The following is a 16,243-nucleotide window of genomic DNA, read 5'->3' as shown; positions in this document are numbered from 1 at the left end:
TCGGAATCCCGCAGGGTATTGCATGCAGTATCGGACTGGCTATTCAGCTCCAGTAAACAACGGCCCTCGCTTGTGGCGAGAGCCGTTTTTAACCGATAAAGCGCCGGATACGCGCCTCGTTCGACCGAGTCAATTCACGAAATCAAAGCGAGGAAAGCTGCGGATTGAGCTTCTCGACCTTTGAATGCAGCTTGTTCAGCGCCGCGAGATAAGCCTTCGCCGACGCCGCCACAATGTCCGGGTCCGTGCCCACGCCGTTCACGATCCGGCCGCTCTTCGACAACCGCACGGTCACTTCGCCCTGAGCCTGCGTGCCGGTGGTGATCGCGTTCACCGAATACAGCACCAGCTCGGCGCCGCTCGTCACCTTCGATTCGATCGCGTGGAGCGTGGCATCGACCGGGCCATTGCCGCGTGATTCACCGTGCACTTCAATTCCATCGACAGCAAACACCACGCGTGCATGCGGCTGCTCGCCCGTTTCCGAGTGCTGCGCCAGCGACACGAAGCGGAAGGTTTCCTTCGCCTGCATTTCCGCGGATTCTTCGGAGACGATCGCCATGATGTCTTCATCGAAGATCTCGGATTTACGATCGGCAAGTTCCTTGAAGCGGACGAACGCGGCGTTCACATCCGTTTCCGATTCCAGCGTCACGCCCAGATCTTCCAGGCGTTGCTTGAACGCATTACGTCCTGACAACTTGCCGAGCACGATCTTGTTGGTCGACCAGCCCACGTCTTCGGCACGCATGATTTCGTAGGTATCGCGCGCCTTGAGCACGCCATCCTGGTGAATGCCCGAAGCGTGCGCAAACGCGTTCGCGCCGACGACAGCCTTGTTCGGCTGCACGACAAAGCCGGTGATTTGCGAGACGAGCTTCGACGTCGGCACGATATGCGTTGTGTCGATACCGAGCTCCAGCCCGTAGTAATCCTTGCGCGTTTTCATCGCCATCACGACTTCTTCGAGCGCCGTATTACCCGCGCGCTCGCCCAGACCGTTGATCGTGCACTCGACCTGACGCGCGCCGCCGATGTGCACGCCGGCCAGCGAATTCGCGACCGCCATGCCGAGGTCATCGTGACAATGCACGGACCAAATCGCCTTGTCCGAATTCGGCACGCGTTCGCGGATGGTCTTGATCAGGTTGCCGTAGCCCTCCGGCACGGCATAGCCGACCGTATCAGGGATATTGATGATGGTCGCGCCCTCATCGATCACCGCTTCCAGCACGCGACACAGGAAATCGAGATCGGAACGGCTGCCGTCTTCCGGCGAAAATTCGACGTCATCAGTGAACTTGCGCGCGAAACGCGTGGCAAGACGCGCCTGTTCGTAGACCTGATCCGCGGTCATGCGCAGCTTCTTTTCCATATGCAGCGCCGACGTCGCAATGAACGTATGGATGCGGAAGTGATCGGCAGGCTTCAGGGCGTCGGCGGCGCGCTGGATGTCTTTATCGTTGGCACGGGCGAGCGAGCAGATCGTGCTGTCCTTGATCAGGCCGGCAATGGTATGGATCGCGTCGAAATCGCCGTTCGAGCTGGCAGCAAAGCCTGCTTCGATCACATCGACCTTCATCCGCTCGAGTGCCTTCGCGATCCGGATCTTCTCTTCCTTCGTCATCGACGCGCCGGGGGATTGCTCGCCATCACGCAAGGTCGTGTCGAAAATGATCAGTTTGTCTGCCATGTCGGGCTCCAGTGGGGAGTTTTTAAGTATTGAAAACGGTGGGGAAAAACGGAAAAACAATACGGAATCCGGGTGTTCGCGCCACCGCTGGCGTCGAAAACCACGAACGAGCAGACGGGAGGCGGGAAGCTTAGCGCGGTAGACGCGCTAGTAGCGATAGCGCGCGTAGCGGCGCGCCAGCTAGGGAAAACGAGAGGGGATGGGCGAAAAAAATCATTTTAAGACTATAACGAGATTTTTGAGAGCGTGCAATTGGGCTTTCCGATCGACGTCATTGAGGATGCCTGTCACGCCTGCCCGCATGCGTTTGCGCCATTAAACGCCCAAAAGCAAAAAGCGCGCACCGGAATCACTCCGATGCGCGCTCGCTTCATGTTCAATGCGTTCAATACGGTCAATGCGCCTTTTCAGACGATCTGGCCGGATTCGGCCGGCCGCGGATGGCCATGTAGCCCCACCACGCGTAACCGGAGAAACCGTACAACACGAACAAGCCGAACAACATCAACGGCGGATCCGACGATACCAGCACGAATGCCACCACCACCAGCAACACGCCGGCGAACGGAACGCGGAACCGCACGTCGAGCGCCTTGCCGCTGTAGAACGGCGCGTTCGACACCATCGTGACACCGGCATAAATGGTCAGCGCAAACGCCACCCACGGCAGCCAGACGAGCTTCAGCGGCACGCGGTTGTCGGTGGCGAGCCACACGAAACCCGCGATCAACGCCGCCGCTGCCGGACTCGGCAGGCCCTGGAAATAGCGTTTATCGACTACGCCTACGTTCGTATTGAAGCGCGCGAGACGCAATGCCGCGCCCGAGCAATAGACAAACGCCGCAAGCCAGCCCCAGCGGCCCAGGTCCTTCAGGATCCATTCGTACATCACCAACGCCGGCGCGACGCCGAACGAAACCATGTCGGACAAGCTGTCGAATTGCTCGCCGAACGCGCTTTGCGTATGCGTCATGCGCGCGACACGGCCGTCCATGCCGTCCAGCACCATGGCCACGAAGATCGCGATGGCCGCGATCTCGAAGCGCACGTTCATGGCTTGAACCACCGCGAAAAAACCGCAGAACAACGCGGCCGTGGTGAACGCGTTGGGCAGCAGGTAAATGCCGCGCTTCCTCAAAAATTGTTGCCGCTTCGCACGCCGCGTTTCCAGCACGCCGAGATCCTGTGTCGCCTTATTGCGGCGAAACGCCCGCGGGGGTGTTGTCGTGCTTCGCGTCCGGCGCGGTTTGAGTGCCGCCATCGAGTCCTCCGTTGTGCAGCCTGGTTTTACCGCTTTACTTGTACTGATTATTCTGCGAACTCGGCGAGGATGGTAGACGAGGCCGACACCTTCTCGCCAATCGCCACCCGCGGACGGCTGCCCACCGGCAAATACACATCGACTCGCGACCCGAAGCGGATAAAGCCATAACGCTGGCCACGATTAAGCGGCTCGCCCACATGGACATAGCACAAAATGCGCCGCGCGATCAGGCCAGCGATCTGCACCGATGTCACCGTATGCCCTGCCGCGGTCTGGATCACGATCGCGTTGCGTTCGTTCTCGGTCGAGGCTTTATCGACGGCGGCGTTGAGGTAAGACCCGGGGAAGTACTCCACTTTGCTGATCGCGCCATCTACGGGCGAGCGCTGCGAGTGGACATTGAACACGTTCATGAACACGCTGATCTTCAGCGCTTCGCGGCCCGCGTATGGGTCGTGTGCCGTTTCCACTGCGACGATGCGACCGTCGGCGGGACACAACACAGCGTTCGCCTGAACCGGAATCGGCCGGGCGGGGTCACGGAAAAACTGGACGACGAAGATCGTCAGCAGCCAGAACGGCCAGGCAAAACCAAAGCCGCCGATGGCCTGGATCAACACGGCAATGACAGCCGCAATGGCAATAAACGGCCAGCCTTCACGCGCGATGATCGGATGTGGATAGTTCATGAACGAGTTCTATATTTTTAGTAAAACCGTAGGATAGCAAAAGCCGTCCGGCGCCAAGCGACACCGGACGGCTTTCGGTCTTTACTAAGACCGGCAAACAAAGCCGGTCGTTCAAGCTTTTTTAGTTCTTCGACTGGTCAACCAGCTTGTTTGCAGCGATCCACGGCATCATTGCGCGCAGCTTGGCGCCGACCGTTTCAATCTGATGTTCAGCCGTCAGGCGGCGACGCGATTGCAGCGTCGGTGCGCCCGCCTTGTTTTCGATGATGAAGCTCTTCGCGTACTCGCCCGTCTGGATGTCCGTCAGCACTTGCTTCATGGCCTTCTTCGTTTCCGACGTCACGATCTTCGGACCCGTCACATATTCACCGTATTCGGCGTTGTTCGAGATCGAGTAGTTCATGTTGGCGATGCCGCCCTCATAGATCAGGTCGACGATCAGCTTCAGTTCGTGCAGGCATTCGAAGTACGCCATCTCCGGCGCGTAGCCTGCTTCCACCAGCGTTTCAAAGCCAGCCTTGATCAGGTCGACCGTACCGCCGCACAGCACAGCTTGCTCGCCGAACAAGTCGGTTTCGGTTTCTTCGCGGAAGTTCGTTTCGATAATGCCGGCACGGCCGCCGCCGTTAGCTGCTGCATACGACAATGCGACGTCACGTGCTGCGCCCGATTTGTCTTGCGCCACGGCGATCAGGTGGGGAACGCCGCCGCCTTGCGAGTACGTGCTGCGGACCGTGTGGCCCGGCGCCTTCGGGGCGATCATGATCACGTCGAGGTCGGCACGCGGGATAACCTGGCCGTAATGGACGTTGAAACCGTGCGCGAATGCCAGTGCAGCGCCTTCCTTGGCGTTGTCGTGCACTTCGTTTTTGTAGACTTCAGCGATCTGCTCGTCCGGCAGCAGCATCATGACCACGTCCGCGCCCTTCACGGCTTCCGCCACTTCCTTGACCTTCAGGCCGGCCTTCTCAGCCTTGCTCCACGATGCGCCGTTCTTACGCAGACCGACCGTCACGTTCACGCCGCTTTCCTTCAGGTTCAGCGCGTGTGCATGGCCTTGCGAGCCATAACCGATGATCGTGACTTGTTTGCCCTTGATGAGGGAGAGGTCGGCGTCTTTGTCGTAGAAAACTTTCATGGTGGTTCCTTAACTTGAATTTAATAAGTGAATTGGGTGCTAAATAACGTGCGCTTTGTTCAGCCGCTCTCAGACCTTCAGGATTCGCTCGCCCCGGCCAATGCCGGAACTGCCTGTGCGAACGGTCTCGAGAATCGCCGTTGCGTCCAGCCCCTGAATAAATGCGTCGAGCTTGTCGCTCGCGCCCGTCAGTTCCATCGTGTAGCTTTTTTCGGTGACGTCGATGATGCGGCCGCGGAAGATATCCGCCATCCGTTTCATCTCTTCCCGTTCCTTACCGACCGCTCTCACCTTGATCAGCATCAGCTCGCGCTCGATGTGGGCGCCCTCTGTCAGGTCGACCACTTTCACCACCTCGATCAGGCGGTTCAGGTGCTTTGTGATCTGTTCGATCACGTCATCCGAGCCAATGGAAACGATGGTCAGCCGCGACAGCGAACTGTCTTCGGTCGGCGCCACCGTCAAGGTTTCAATGTTGTAGCCACGCGCTGAAAAGAGCCCGACGACACGCGATAACGCGCCCGGTTCGTTTTCCAGCAGCACGGAAATAATGTGTCTCATGATAGGTGCGTTCCTGATTTATCCAGTTAGATAGCGTGTTTTCGCGAGATTCGTGCGCGGCCGGACGTCTTTTGTGAAGACGGGCGCGCGCGAATCCGAACGAGAAACGAGCCGTTATAGATCTTCCGATCCGAGCAGCATTTCCGTGATGCCCTTACCTGCCTGGACCATTGGAAATACGTTTTCGGTGGGATCTGTCTGGAAGTCGAGGAACACCGTGCGATCCTTCAGGCGCAATGCTTCTTTCAGCGCCGGTTCGACATCGCGCGTGTGCTCGATACGCATGCCCACGTGACCATACGCCTCAGCCAGTTTCACGAAGTCAGGCAGCGCGTCCATGTACGAACTGGAATAGCGCTTCTTGTATTCGATCTGCTGCCACTGGCGAACCATGCCGAGATAGCGATTGTTGAGCGAAATGATCTTGATCGGCGTGTTGTACTGCTTGCACGTCGACAATTCCTGAATGCACATCTGGATCGAGCCTTCGCCCGTGATGCACAACACCTCGTCGTTCGGGTGCGCCATCTTCACGCCCATCGCCGCCGGCAGGCCGAAGCCCATGGTGCCGAGACCACCCGAATTGATCCATCGACGCGGCTTGTTGAAGCGATAGAACTGCGCCGCCCACATTTGATGCTGGCCGACGTCCGAACAAACGAAGGCTTCGCCGTCGGTCAGTTCCCATGCTTTTTCGACCACGTACTGCGGCTTGATGATCTCGCTTGCGCGGTCGAACTTGAGGCAGTCCTTCGAACGCCATGCTTCGATGTCCTTCCACCAGTCGGCCAGCGCCGCAGTGTCCGGACCATGATCGGCCGTCTGCAATTGTTCGATCAACTCCTTCAGCACTTCTTTCACGTCGCCGACGATAGGGATATCGACTTTGACGCGCTTGGAGATGGACGACGGATCGATATCGATGTGAATGATCTTCTTCGCATGCGACGCGAAATGCTCAGGATCGCCAATCACGCGGTCGTCGAAACGCGCGCCAATGGCAATCAGCACGTCGCAATGCTGCATGGCCATGTTGGCTTCGTACGTGCCGTGCATGCCGAGCATGCCGAGGAATTTCTGGTTGTCCGCGCGATAACCGCCCAGGCCCATCAGCGTATTCGTCACCGGATAACCGAGCAGGTCGGCGAACTGGTTCAACTCACGTGCCGCATTCGCCAGGATGATGCCGCCGCCCGTATAAATGTACGGACGCTTCGCCGAGAGCAACAACTGCACGGCCTTGCGGATCTGGCCCGAATGGCCTTTGGTCACTGGATTGTATGAACGCAGCGAGACGGACTTGAGCGGTTCGTACTTGCACGGCGTCTTCGACACGTCTTTCGGAATGTCGATCAGCACCGGGCCGGGACGTCCCGTACGAGCGATATAAAACGCTTTCTTGACGGTCGCAGCGAGTTCGCGCACGTCTTTGACGAGGAAGTTGTGTTTGACGCAGGGACGTGTAATGCCGACGGTGTCGCACTCCTGGAACGCATCCTGACCGATTGCCGCCGTAGGAACCTGGCCGCTGATGATGACGAGCGGTATGGAATCCATGTAGGCAGTGGCAATACCGGTCACCGCATTGGTGACGCCGGGGCCGGAGGTAACCAGGCAGACGCCAACATTTCCCGTGGAGCGCGCGTAGGCGTCGGCGGCATGAACCGCGGCCTGTTCGTGGCGCACGAGGATGTGCTGGATCTCGTCCTGCTTGTACAACTCGTCGTAGATATAGAGTACCGAGCCGCCGGGATAGCCCCAAATGAACTCGACCTTTTCGTCAGCGAGCGCGCGCATGAGCACGGTGCCGCCAATGGATTCAGCTTCGAGCGAGGGAGTCGTATCCGACGTGGAGAATTCCGCGCTGGGCATATTCATACATTCACCTTTCGAATTTTCGGCAAAAAATTGATTGGGTGCTCTCTGCCGGGCTTATGGCTCGGGTTCAAGCGGCGCGTCTAAATGGGAAGCGGGCTTCTTGGGCTCGCCTCAAAGAGACAGTTCACTTTATGATGCGAGTCGGAAACAATAGCCCGAGGCTATAAAGTTCGTCAAGGAAAAACTGCGCAATAGCGCGGCAAGCGCATGGAATTCGGCGTTAAAAGCATGGATTTCTGTGAAATACCGACGAAAGCTGTGTGTTTCAGCCTGTAACAGCGGCGCATTTCCTCGCTGTTCACTCAAAAGTTTGCTAGCATCCGCAGGCTTTAACCTCTCACCAACCCTTATCGACGCACACTCGTTGCGCCGGGCCTCACGGATGGCATCAGACAAGGAACTCGCCGATTTTCTGGCGGGCGTCGAAAGACGCGCGTTTAAGCAGACGGTGTACACCGTACGCGACGACGATGCGGCGCTCGACATCGTTCAGGATGCGATGATCAAGCTCGCCGAAAAATACGGCGACCGGCCTCCGCCCGAATTGCCCCTTTTGTTTCAGCGTATCCTGCAAAATGCAACGCACGACTATTTCCGGCGCCAAAAGGTCCGCAATACGTGGGTAAGCCTGTTTTCCTCGTTCGGCAACGCCGACGACGACGAATTCGACCCCCTCGAAACCTTCGAATCGCAAGATGGGACGGTCGGTGCGGAAAGCAGCGAGAGCCGGCTTGAGCGTGAACAGGTGCTCAACCTGATCGACGCCGAGATCCAAAAACTACCAGCACGTCAACGGGAAGCGTTTCTCATGCGTTACTGGGAGGATATGGATGTCGCCGAAACCGCCGCTGCAATGGGCTGCTCTGAAGGCAGCGTAAAAACACATTGCTCGCGGGCCACGCATGCGTTGGCACACGCGCTGAAGGCGAAAGGAATCACGCTATGAGCAACGCTCTCGATCACAAGGAAACCGAGTTCGCGCTGAAGGTACGCCGCGCGCTCGACGAAAATATCAATTCGCTGCCCACCGCATCGCTCGACAAGCTCGCAGCGGGGCGCCGGACGGCGATCGCACGCAAGAAACCGGAAAAAGTCGCCGTCGCGGCGCCGGTTTTTGCGCCTGCGCTCGCCGGGGCGGCCATCGCCGGTCCGGGTTCGCACGACTCGGTGCACACGGGTAAACGCGGTCGCTTCTCGCGGCTCGCGCTGGCGTGGCCGCTGCTCGCGCTGGTGATCGGATTGGCTGGCATCGCTTATTTCGAGGACCAGCAGCGCACCGCGGAACTCGCCGATATCGACGCTGCCATGCTCAGCGACACGCTTCCGCTCGACGCCTATCTCGACCACGGTTTTAACGCGTACCTGACGCGCAATCACTAAGACTGCAGGAGTCATCGGGTGAGTTACAAGCGCGGCCTCGCGATTGTCTTTGGATGCGCAATTGCGGGACTTGTCGCGTTTGCCGCCACCTATCCGCGTTTCTATTCGTCCGCTTCGGCGGTGCCCGTTGCCGCCGCCCCTGCCGGGGCGAGCGCGGCAGAAGTCTTGTCGCCGCTTTCTTCGCTCTCCTCCCCCGCAAGTCCCATGGCCTGGGCCAAGCTCACCGACGCTCAACGGGTCGCGCTCGCGCCGTTTGCCTCCGAATGGGATCAGTTCAGCGAGGAACGCAAACGCAATTGGATCAAGATAGCGTCGCGATACAAGAAGATGTCGCCTGAAGCGCAAAAACGCCTTCACGAGCGAATGGCCGAGTGGATCCATATGACACCGGATCAGCGCAAGGTCGCCCGCGAGAATTATCAGGTTTCCAAGTCAGTGCCTGTTGAGAAACGGGAACGGGCGTGGGATGCGTACCAAAAGCTCCCGGAAGAGCAGAAGAAAAAGCTCGCCGCGGCCGAGCACCCTCGCCGGCCGACCGTTGTCAGCGCGCCGCCAACCGGCAAGACCGAGGTCAAGGATATCGACCGGCTGATGACTGCCCGGGAACACGCGCGCGCTTCCGAGGCTGTTGGCGAAATGGGGGCGTCCGGTTCTCCCGCCGCCACTGCCGCTCCCGCCGCGCCATCGATTCCCGGCGCCGCTAGTTTTGTGCCGGCCACGCCAATTCCGGTTTCGCCGCAGCAGGCGCCATCCGTTTTCAACGGGTCTTAGGCAAAAGTGAGCGCATCCTCCCTGGAATCTGTCGGGTCTCCCGGATTGACCGCGCCCAAGCTGCGTCGTCGCCTGGCTACGATGCTCTACGAAGGCGTGATCCTGTTCGGGATCGTTTTCATCGCTGGATATTTGTTCAGCACACTCACCCAGCAACGCAACGGACTCACCCATCACAATCTGCTGATGGCGTGGATCGGGTTTGTGCTCGCCGTTTATTTCGTCTACTTCTGGACGCATGGCGGCCAGACCCTGCCGATGAAAACCTGGCGGCTGAAAGTGGTCGATGCGCGTGGCGCGCCGGTTTCGACCGCTCGCGCCATCGCGCGGTATGTGTTCGCGTGGTTGTGGTTCTTGCCGCCGCTGGCATTGCATCCGCTGCTCAAGCTTTCCGTTCCGACCACGCTGGTGGTGACCACTGTGTGGATCGTGCTTTGGGCAGCAGCGGTATGGCTCGATCCGGCGCGACAGTTCTTGCACGACCGGCTGGCCGGAACGCGGGTCGTGGGCGTGGATTTGGGCGTGGTTCAGGCTAAGGGTTAATCCGCCGTTGGCGATGTTGGAATGTCGTGGATCACGGCCCGACGAAATACCTTAGGTTTCCGAAGCGTCTGTTGAGCGCTGAAAATTCAGCGTTCTCTCCGATCTCGCCTTTGTCGGTCTCAGCTCAGCCAGTCGGGAGCTTCCTTCAACGCCATATGCAGGTTGTCGTTGAAATGATGGATCCGATATCCCAATCCCGCAAACATCGTCTGCAATGAGCGTCGCGTGTAAAGCGTGATGTGGCCGTTGCGAGGCGCGATGTACCAATTGTCCATCCCCCGCGGCGCCACGTGATCTATCGTCAACGTGGAAAACAGCAACACACCCCGTCCGTTTAGAAGTCCGAGCGCTTCCTTGGCCGTTGCCAGCGGTTCAGGCGTGTGTTCCAGAACCTCGAATGCACTGATGAAATCGAATGAGCCGGCCGGCGACACAGCTTGTTCATCCATCGGGTCCCAGCTATGTCCGTCGACTCCGCCCGCGCACAATAACGACGTCAGCGCGCCATTGCCACCGCCATAGTCGAGACACCTCAACGCGCGATCTTTCTTGATGAAATCGAGAATGAAAGCGGCGTTGCCCGCAGGCCGTGAATCAATGTAGTCAGGGTCGACGAGCACGTAATCGTCGTTATAAATGTGCTGCAGGTAGTCGGCCTTGCTCCATTGATCGAACGCATTCGTGAAGATCAGGCCGCAAGCATCGCATTGATGGTAATAGACCGGCACGCCGGTAAGCGGCAAGTAGCGCCCGCGCCGCTCTTCGCAGCTCTTATTGAAATCCGTAACGCCGTAAAGAGGCGCAGGTTCGTTGCATACCTTGCACATCGACATTCGAACGACCGGCCCCACTGTTCCACTATCCAGTTGCATAGGATTCCATCGTAAATTCGAAAGTATAGGCTATGCCAACGCGGTGAAGACGCTCGGCGCGCCTGTTGTATTGTTTCAGTTTTTGCGCAGCCGTGGCTCCACAGCAACGTTTTCCTTCGCAGGAATTTCTAACTGTGCGAGCCCGGTCGTGAACGAGATCGCGCCTGGACAGAGCGTGTTGTCATGCGACGCCAAACGCCCGCAGCGCCGACGGGACCGCCTCGGACAACTCCGCAGAAGACACCGAATAACGGGGTAATTCGAGGCGTTTTTCCTTCCTCACCGCACATTCGCAACCCTTAGTAATAAGAAGTTTTCGTGACTGTCATGGCTCGGTCACGTGTGCATGGCGCAATGGCCGCACTGCAACCCGTTGCGCGTGCCCATGGCCACTAAATCGTCTGCGAGTCACCTGTTAGCCATTACCCTCCGCGATGCCGAAGCCGTCGCGTTCCGCACCGACGTTGCGCCTCCCCCTTCCCCTGAAACTACTGGCGCGAGCCTCACTCCCCCCACCGCTACGGGCACCACCTCTCGCCCCGACGACGAACCCGCCGACCATCGCTACCGCACCATCTGGCTCTCCGATATCCATCTCGGCTCCGGCGGTTGCCAGGCGAACTATCTGCTCGATTTTCTGCGCCATAACGATTCCGAGTACCTGTACCTGGTCGGCGACATCATCGACGGATGGCAACTGCGCAAGGGCTGGTTCTGGCCGCAAGCGCACAACGACGTGATCCAGAAAGTGCTGCGCAAAGCGCGCAAAGGCACGCAAGTGGTCTACATTCCGGGCAATCACGACGAAGCCGCGCGTCAGTTCTGCGACCTCGCTTTCGGCGATATCCACGTGCGCCAGGAAGCCTTTCACACCACGCTGGCCGGCAAGCGCCTGTGGATCGTGCATGGCGATCTCTTCGACGGCGTCATCCAGCACGCCAAGTGGCTCGCTTATCTCGGCGACACGCTCTACACGCTGATCCTGTTGCTCAATCGCTGGTTCAACCGCGTGCGCAGCCGTCTCGGCCTGAACTACTGGTCGCTCTCGCAATACCTCAAGCATCAGGTCAAGAACGCGGTGAACTTCATCTCGAAGTTCGAGCACGTGATGACCGATGAAGCGCGTCGCCGCGGCTGCGACGGCGTTGTCTGCGGCCACATCCATAAAGCTGAAATCCGCGATATCGACGGTGTCCTGTACTGCAATGACGGCGACTGGGTGGAAAGCTTGTCTGCGCTAGTCGAGACGTTCGAAGGCGAGCTGAAGATCATCTACTGGACGGTCCTGCGTTCTCCTGAACACCATTCGCAAAAGGCCGGGGCAACTGCCTGATCAAGCATCTTGATCAACCGCCTGAATGCTTTCACTTATCGAGGCCATCGAATGAAAATCATGATCGTTACCGACGCATGGGAACCGCAAGTCAACGGCGTCGTGCGTACATTGAAAAGCACCAGCCGCGAACTGACTGCGCTGGGACATCGCGTGGAATTGCTGACGCCGCTCGAATTCAGGACCATCGCATGCCCGACGTATCCCGAGATTCGCCTGTCGCTGCTGCCGCGCCGCCGCGTCGCGCAACGCATCGAGGAGTTTGCGCCGGATGCGCTCCATATTGCGACGGAAGGTCCGCTCGGCATGGCCGCGCGCTCATTCGCGCTGCGCAACAAACTGCCGTTCACGACCGCGTACCACACGCGTTTTCCTGAATACGTGCAGGCACGGTTCCACATTCCGCTCGGCGCAACCTATAAGTTTTTGCACTGGTTTCACAAGCCCTCGCAAGCAGTGATGGCGCCCACGCCCGTCGTGAAAAACGACCTCGAAAAGTTCGGTTTTACGAACGTGGTCCTGTGGACACGCGGCGTGGATCTGGATATCTTTCAACCGATGGATTCGAAGGTCCTGAACACGACGCGGCCCATTTTTCTGTATGTCGGACGCGTGGCGGTCGAGAAGAACGTTGAGGCCTTCCTGAAGCTCGATCTGCCCGGATCGAAGTGGGTCGCGGGCGAAGGCCCGGCGTTGGCCGAACTGAAATCGCGTTACCCGAATGCGAACTATCTTGGCGTGCTCTCGCAGGCAGAACTGGCGAAGGTCTATGCGGCCGCCGACGTATTCGTGTTTCCGAGCCGCACCGATACCTTCGGCCTCGTGCTCCTCGAAGCGATGGCATGCGGCACGCCAGTCGCGGCGTACCCGGTGACGGGTCCGATCGATGTGCTCGGTACCGATGGCCCGGGTGCGCTCGACGAAGACCTGCGCGAAGCATGTTTGCGGGCGCTGAAGATTGAACGCGCCGATGCCCGTGCGTGGGCGGAGAAATTCTCGTGGCGGGCGGCATCGGAGCAATTTGCGTCGAATCTGAAGCCGCTTGCAACGCGTGGTGCGACGCAGAAACAAGCAACGGCGTAATCTGGCTTGAGCGCGGGGCTGCGGCATGATGGAACGCCGCGCTCTTCGCGCAACGTGGCGGTGTCACGGCAAGCTGCGCGGGTCGGGACTCATCGGCCGATGATGCCAACATGTGATGCGCCCAGCTGCAACGGTAATTGCAACCAGTCGTCGGCGGACTCGCCTTGCACTTCTGCGCCGCGGCCTGGCGTCGAGCGCGGCTCAGCGAGTACGCCGAAGCGTGCGTCACACCAATCACAGCAAGTTTCAAAGAAGCGCAATGTGAAAGCCAAACCTTCAGTGCAAGCGAAATCCCTGCTCTTGATACACCGGGAACCCTTCAGCAACGAAGACGACGACATCGAGAGCTCGCCGCCGCATCCGAGCGAGCCCTTGAGCGCCGACGATTCGCTCGCTCCGTTGCCGTTCAATCCGTACAAGGGCAATCGCGGGCTGACTCGCGCCTGGCACGCGATGAAAAATTCGCTGAACGGCTTTCGCGTGGCGATCCGTGAAGAAAGTGCGTTTCGCCAGGAGCTCACGCTCGCGGCTATCCTGGTGCCGTGCGGCATCTTCGTGCCGGTCTCGCCGGTTGAACGCGCGGCGCTGCTGGCATCGGTGCTGCTGGTGCTGATGGTGGAGTTGCTTAACTCGAGCGTGGAAGCGGCAATCGACCGGATTTCGCTGGAGCGGCACGAACTGTCCAAACGAGCGAAGGATTTCGGCAGCGCGGCCGTGATGGTCGCCTTGCTGGTCTGCGTGCTCACGTGGGGCCTGATAGTCGGCCCTCTGCTGTGGCGATGGGCGCTGATGCTGTTTTAAACGCCGTTCGCTACGCAACCGCCGGCCCCGCGGACCCCGCGCCCTTCCAGCCGTTTATAATCGTCCGATATTCAAGATAGCCACCGATTTCCGGGTTCGTGACGTCGTCACGCAGGCCGCCTCAGGCCGCCCTCACCCGGAGCCGGTCAACCAGGTCCGGACGACATGGAAGCCAAACCTCCCCGCCGCACCCGCGAACGGATTCTCGAACTATCGCTGAAGCTGTTCAACGATATTGGGGAACCGAACGTCACGACGACCACCATCGCGGAAGAGATGGAAATCAGTCCAGGCAACCTGTACTACCATTTCCGCAATAAAGACGACATCATCAACAGCATTTTCGCGCAGTTCGAACAGCAGATCGAAAAGCGCCTGCGTTTTCCGGAAGACCATCGTCCGACGATTGACGAGATGTGGTCGTACCTGCAGTACATGGCGGATTTCCTGTGGCAGTACCGGTTTTTGTATCGCGACCTGAACGACTTGCTCGCGCGAAACCGCACGCTCGAAACGCATTTCAAGCAGATCATCACCCATAAGGTCAACTTCGCGCAGCAACTGTGCGATGCCCTTGTAGCCGATCACGAAATGGTCGCGACGCCCGCGGAAATCAAGGTGATCGCGACCAACATGGGCGTGATCGCGACGTACTGGCTGTCGTATCAGTTCGTCATGAATCCGCGCAAATACAACGAGCAGGAAACCATCCGCTCGGAATTGCATCAGGCGAGCCTGCATATCATCTCGATGATGGCGCCGTACCTCCGCGGGCGGTCACGGCAAATTTTCGACGACCTCGTGTCGGGCAAAATGCCGGAACGCGTCTTTGCCGATTACCGCGCGCCGAAGGAAGACGGCGCCCCTAAGGAACCTAGTTAATGAAAGCAGTCTGCGTATATTGCGGCTCCGCGAATGGAGCCAGACCGGTCTATGCCGAAGCGGCAAAAGCGTTCGGCCGCGCATTGGTGGAAGCGGATCTCGCGCTCGTCTACGGCGGTGGCAGCGTGGGGTTGATGGGCATCATCGCCGATGAAGTCCTCGCACTGGGTGGCCGCGCCATTGGTGTCATTCCCGAATTGCTGATGAACAAGGAAGTCGGTCATAAAGGTCTGACGGAACTGTATGTCGTGCCCGACATGCATCAGCGCAAGAAGAAAATGGCGGATCTCTCGGATGCATTTGTATCGATGCCGGGTGGTGTCGGCACGTTTGAAGAGCTGTTCGAGACCTACACGTGGGCTCAGCTCAAGTATCACGAGAAGCCGGTCGCGTTGCTGAACGTGGACGGGTATTACGATCCGCTGCTCGCCATGCTGCGCCATACGGTGGAAGAAGGTTTCATGCGCGCGCCGTACCTCGACATGCTGCAAGTCAACGCCGATCCCGTGAAGCTGATTGAATCGCTGAAAGCCTATACACCGCCGCTGGTGGACCGCTGGCCTGAGAAACGCGACGCGGTTTGATATCTCAATGGAGAATTCGACGATGTCGAAGGTAGTGTTGATCACAGGCGGCAGCCGCGGAATCGGCCGTGCCGCCGCGTTGTTATGCGCCGCGCGCGGCTGGTCGGTCGGCGTGAATTACGCGACCAACCGCAGCGCCGCCGATGCAACCGTCGCCGGCGTGGAAGCCGCTGGCGGCCGCGCAATCGCCATCCAGGGCGATGTCTGCGAAGAAGCAGATGTGATCGCGATGTTCGATGCAACGCTGAACGCCTTCGGCCCGATCGATGGTTTCGTGAACAACGCGGGTATTGTCGCGCCCGGTTCCGCGCTCGCGGACATGGACGTCGCGCGCATGAAACGCGTCTTCGATACCAACGTGCTCGGCGCGTATCTCTGCGCGCGGGAAGCGGCGCGCCGCATGTCGACGAAACGTGGCGGACGGGGCGGCTCGATCGTCAATGTGTCGTCGGCGGCAGCGCGGCTCGGGGCACCGAACGAGTACCTTGATTACGCGGGATCGAAGGGCGCCGTCGACACCATGACGATCGGCCTCGCGAAAGAACTTGGCCCGGAACGCGTGCGCGTGAATGCCATCCGGCCTGGTTTGATCGATACCGAGATTCACGCAAGCGGCGGCAAACCGGATCGCGCGGCGCAGTTGGGCGTGCTCACTCCGTTGGGGCGGCCTGGCACGGCCAATGAAGTGGCGGAGTCGATTGTGTGGTTGTTGTCCGATGCTTCGGCGTACGTGACCGGCGCATTGCTCGATGTGGCGGGCGGGCGTTAGAA

General features: G+C 59.2%; 16 protein-coding genes and 1 pseudogene. 10 read left to right on the top strand and 7 right to left on the bottom strand.

Annotation, left to right across the window (positions count from 1 at the left end; all coding sequences use genetic code 11):
* Positions 1-142 precede the first annotated feature (142 nt).
* The 6 genes from ACSQ83_RS16685 to ACSQ83_RS16660 all read right to left on the bottom strand — a co-directional run bounded on the left by ACSQ83_RS16685 (position 143) and on the right by ACSQ83_RS16660 (position 7,223).
* Positions 143-1,693, bottom strand: coding sequence for a 2-isopropylmalate synthase (locus ACSQ83_RS16685; RefSeq protein ID WP_414968380.1), 1,551 nt, complete (start codon positions 1,691-1,693; stop codon positions 143-145).
* 394 nt (positions 1,694-2,087) lie between these two features.
* Entirely contained in the window at positions 2,088-2,954 is an 867-nt protein-coding gene (gene pssA, locus ACSQ83_RS16680) for a CDP-diacylglycerol--serine O-phosphatidyltransferase (RefSeq protein WP_414952297.1), read from the bottom strand.
* Between the two features lie 47 nt (positions 2,955-3,001).
* Positions 3,002-3,646, bottom strand: coding sequence for a phosphatidylserine decarboxylase (locus tag ACSQ83_RS16675; protein ID WP_062084542.1), 645 nt, complete (start codon positions 3,644-3,646; stop codon positions 3,002-3,004).
* A gap of 121 nt (positions 3,647-3,767) precedes the next feature.
* Positions 3,768-4,784, bottom strand: coding sequence for a ketol-acid reductoisomerase (gene ilvC / locus ACSQ83_RS16670; protein WP_031360656.1), 1,017 nt, complete (start codon positions 4,782-4,784; stop codon positions 3,768-3,770).
* Between the two features lie 69 nt (positions 4,785-4,853).
* A complete protein-coding gene (gene ilvN, locus ACSQ83_RS16665) occupies positions 4,854-5,345 on the bottom strand; it encodes an acetolactate synthase small subunit (protein WP_047844600.1) in 492 nt (163 codons plus the stop codon).
* A gap of 114 nt (positions 5,346-5,459) precedes the next feature.
* Complete coding sequence (locus ACSQ83_RS16660) at positions 5,460-7,223, bottom strand: acetolactate synthase 3 catalytic subunit (RefSeq protein WP_414952296.1); 1,764 nt, start codon at positions 7,221-7,223, stop codon at positions 5,460-5,462.
* 382 nt (positions 7,224-7,605) lie between these two features.
* Here ACSQ83_RS16660 and ACSQ83_RS16655 point away from each other — a divergent pair, with 382 nt between their 5' ends.
* From ACSQ83_RS16655 to ACSQ83_RS16640, 4 genes are read left to right on the top strand one after another with little or no spacing between them, the layout of a single operon-like run.
* Positions 7,606-8,169, top strand: coding sequence for an RNA polymerase sigma factor (locus ACSQ83_RS16655; protein ID WP_047844602.1), 564 nt, complete (start codon positions 7,606-7,608; stop codon positions 8,167-8,169).
* On the top strand, positions 8,166-8,603 hold the full coding sequence (locus tag ACSQ83_RS16650) for a DUF3619 family protein (protein ID WP_436228916.1): 438 nt from the start codon (positions 8,166-8,168) through the stop codon (positions 8,601-8,603). The genes ACSQ83_RS16655 and ACSQ83_RS16650 overlap by 4 nt, the downstream gene beginning before the upstream one ends.
* Positions 8,604-8,621: 18 nt before the next feature.
* Positions 8,622-9,374: a DUF3106 domain-containing protein gene (locus ACSQ83_RS16645; RefSeq protein WP_414952294.1), complete on the top strand. Its 753-nt coding sequence runs from the start codon at positions 8,622-8,624 to the stop codon at positions 9,372-9,374.
* Between the two features lie 6 nt (positions 9,375-9,380).
* On the top strand, positions 9,381-9,917 hold the full coding sequence (locus tag ACSQ83_RS16640) for an RDD family protein (RefSeq protein WP_436228915.1): 537 nt from the start codon (positions 9,381-9,383) through the stop codon (positions 9,915-9,917).
* A 119-nt stretch (positions 9,918-10,036) separates the two neighbouring features.
* On the opposite strand, the gene ACSQ83_RS16635 is transcribed toward ACSQ83_RS16640, so the two are convergent.
* A complete protein-coding gene (locus tag ACSQ83_RS16635) occupies positions 10,037-10,744 on the bottom strand; it encodes a class I SAM-dependent methyltransferase (protein ID WP_436228914.1) in 708 nt (235 codons plus the stop codon).
* Positions 10,745-11,285: 541 nt separating this feature from the next.
* Between ACSQ83_RS16635 and ACSQ83_RS16630 the strand changes: the two are divergent.
* The 6 genes and pseudogenes from ACSQ83_RS16630 to ACSQ83_RS16605 all read left to right on the top strand — a co-directional run.
* Positions 11,286-12,122, top strand: a pseudogene (locus tag ACSQ83_RS16630) (UDP-2,3-diacylglucosamine diphosphatase); the annotation flags it as partial.
* A 51-nt stretch (positions 12,123-12,173) separates the two neighbouring features.
* On the top strand, positions 12,174-13,205 hold the full coding sequence (locus tag ACSQ83_RS16625) for a glycosyltransferase family 4 protein (RefSeq protein WP_436228913.1): 1,032 nt from the start codon (positions 12,174-12,176) through the stop codon (positions 13,203-13,205).
* A gap of 303 nt (positions 13,206-13,508) precedes the next feature.
* Positions 13,509-14,006, top strand: coding sequence for a diacylglycerol kinase (locus ACSQ83_RS16620; RefSeq protein ID WP_436228939.1), 498 nt, complete (start codon positions 13,509-13,511; stop codon positions 14,004-14,006).
* A gap of 165 nt (positions 14,007-14,171) precedes the next feature.
* Positions 14,172-14,888: a TetR/AcrR family transcriptional regulator gene (locus tag ACSQ83_RS16615; protein WP_414952290.1), complete on the top strand. Its 717-nt coding sequence runs from the start codon at positions 14,172-14,174 to the stop codon at positions 14,886-14,888.
* On the top strand, positions 14,888-15,472 hold the full coding sequence (locus ACSQ83_RS16610) for a TIGR00730 family Rossman fold protein (RefSeq protein ID WP_436228912.1): 585 nt from the start codon (positions 14,888-14,890) through the stop codon (positions 15,470-15,472). Before ACSQ83_RS16615 ends, ACSQ83_RS16610 begins: the two co-directional genes overlap by 1 nt.
* A 22-nt stretch (positions 15,473-15,494) precedes the next feature.
* The gene (locus ACSQ83_RS16605; RefSeq protein WP_436228911.1) at positions 15,495-16,241 is read left to right on the top strand and encodes an SDR family oxidoreductase; all 747 of its coding nucleotides are present in this window, start codon (positions 15,495-15,497) and stop codon (positions 16,239-16,241) included.
* The last annotated feature ends 2 nt before the right edge of the window (positions 16,242-16,243 follow it).

The sequence above is a fragment of the Caballeronia sp. LjRoot29 genome (genome assembly GCF_964252755.1).
Lineage (GTDB): Bacteria > Pseudomonadota > Gammaproteobacteria > Burkholderiales > Burkholderiaceae > Caballeronia.
This window is presented reverse-complemented; position numbering and strand designations above follow the sequence as displayed.

What these genes read in the sequence shown, in the direction of transcription:
- ACSQ83_RS16685 (WP_414968380.1), bottom strand. Translation starts at nt 1,693, where the DNA reads ATGGCAGACAAACTGATCATTTTCGACACGACCTTGCGTGATGGCGAG.
- pssA (WP_414952297.1), bottom strand. Translation starts at nt 2,954, where the DNA reads ATGGCGGCACTCAAACCGCGCCGGACGCGAAGCACGACAACACCCCCG.
- ACSQ83_RS16675 (WP_062084542.1), bottom strand. Translation starts at nt 3,646, where the DNA reads ATGAACTATCCACATCCGATCATCGCGCGTGAAGGCTGGCCGTTTATT.
- ilvC (WP_031360656.1), bottom strand. Translation starts at nt 4,784, where the DNA reads ATGAAAGTTTTCTACGACAAAGACGCCGACCTCTCCCTCATCAAGGGC.
- ilvN (WP_047844600.1), bottom strand. Translation starts at nt 5,345, where the DNA reads ATGAGACACATTATTTCCGTGCTGCTGGAAAACGAACCGGGCGCGTTA.
- ACSQ83_RS16660 (WP_414952296.1), bottom strand. Translation starts at nt 7,223, where the DNA reads ATGAATATGCCCAGCGCGGAATTCTCCACGTCGGATACGACTCCCTCG.
- ACSQ83_RS16655 (WP_047844602.1), top strand. Translation starts at nt 7,606, where the DNA reads ATGGCATCAGACAAGGAACTCGCCGATTTTCTGGCGGGCGTCGAAAGA.
- ACSQ83_RS16650 (WP_436228916.1), top strand. Translation starts at nt 8,166, where the DNA reads ATGAGCAACGCTCTCGATCACAAGGAAACCGAGTTCGCGCTGAAGGTA.
- ACSQ83_RS16635 (WP_436228914.1), bottom strand. Translation starts at nt 10,744, where the DNA reads ATGTGCAAGGTATGCAACGAACCTGCGCCTCTTTACGGCGTTACGGAT.
- ACSQ83_RS16625 (WP_436228913.1), top strand. Translation starts at nt 12,174, where the DNA reads ATGAAAATCATGATCGTTACCGACGCATGGGAACCGCAAGTCAACGGC.
- ACSQ83_RS16615 (WP_414952290.1), top strand. Translation starts at nt 14,172, where the DNA reads ATGGAAGCCAAACCTCCCCGCCGCACCCGCGAACGGATTCTCGAACTA.
- ACSQ83_RS16610 (WP_436228912.1), top strand. Translation starts at nt 14,888, where the DNA reads ATGAAAGCAGTCTGCGTATATTGCGGCTCCGCGAATGGAGCCAGACCG.
- ACSQ83_RS16605 (WP_436228911.1), top strand. Translation starts at nt 15,495, where the DNA reads ATGTCGAAGGTAGTGTTGATCACAGGCGGCAGCCGCGGAATCGGCCGT.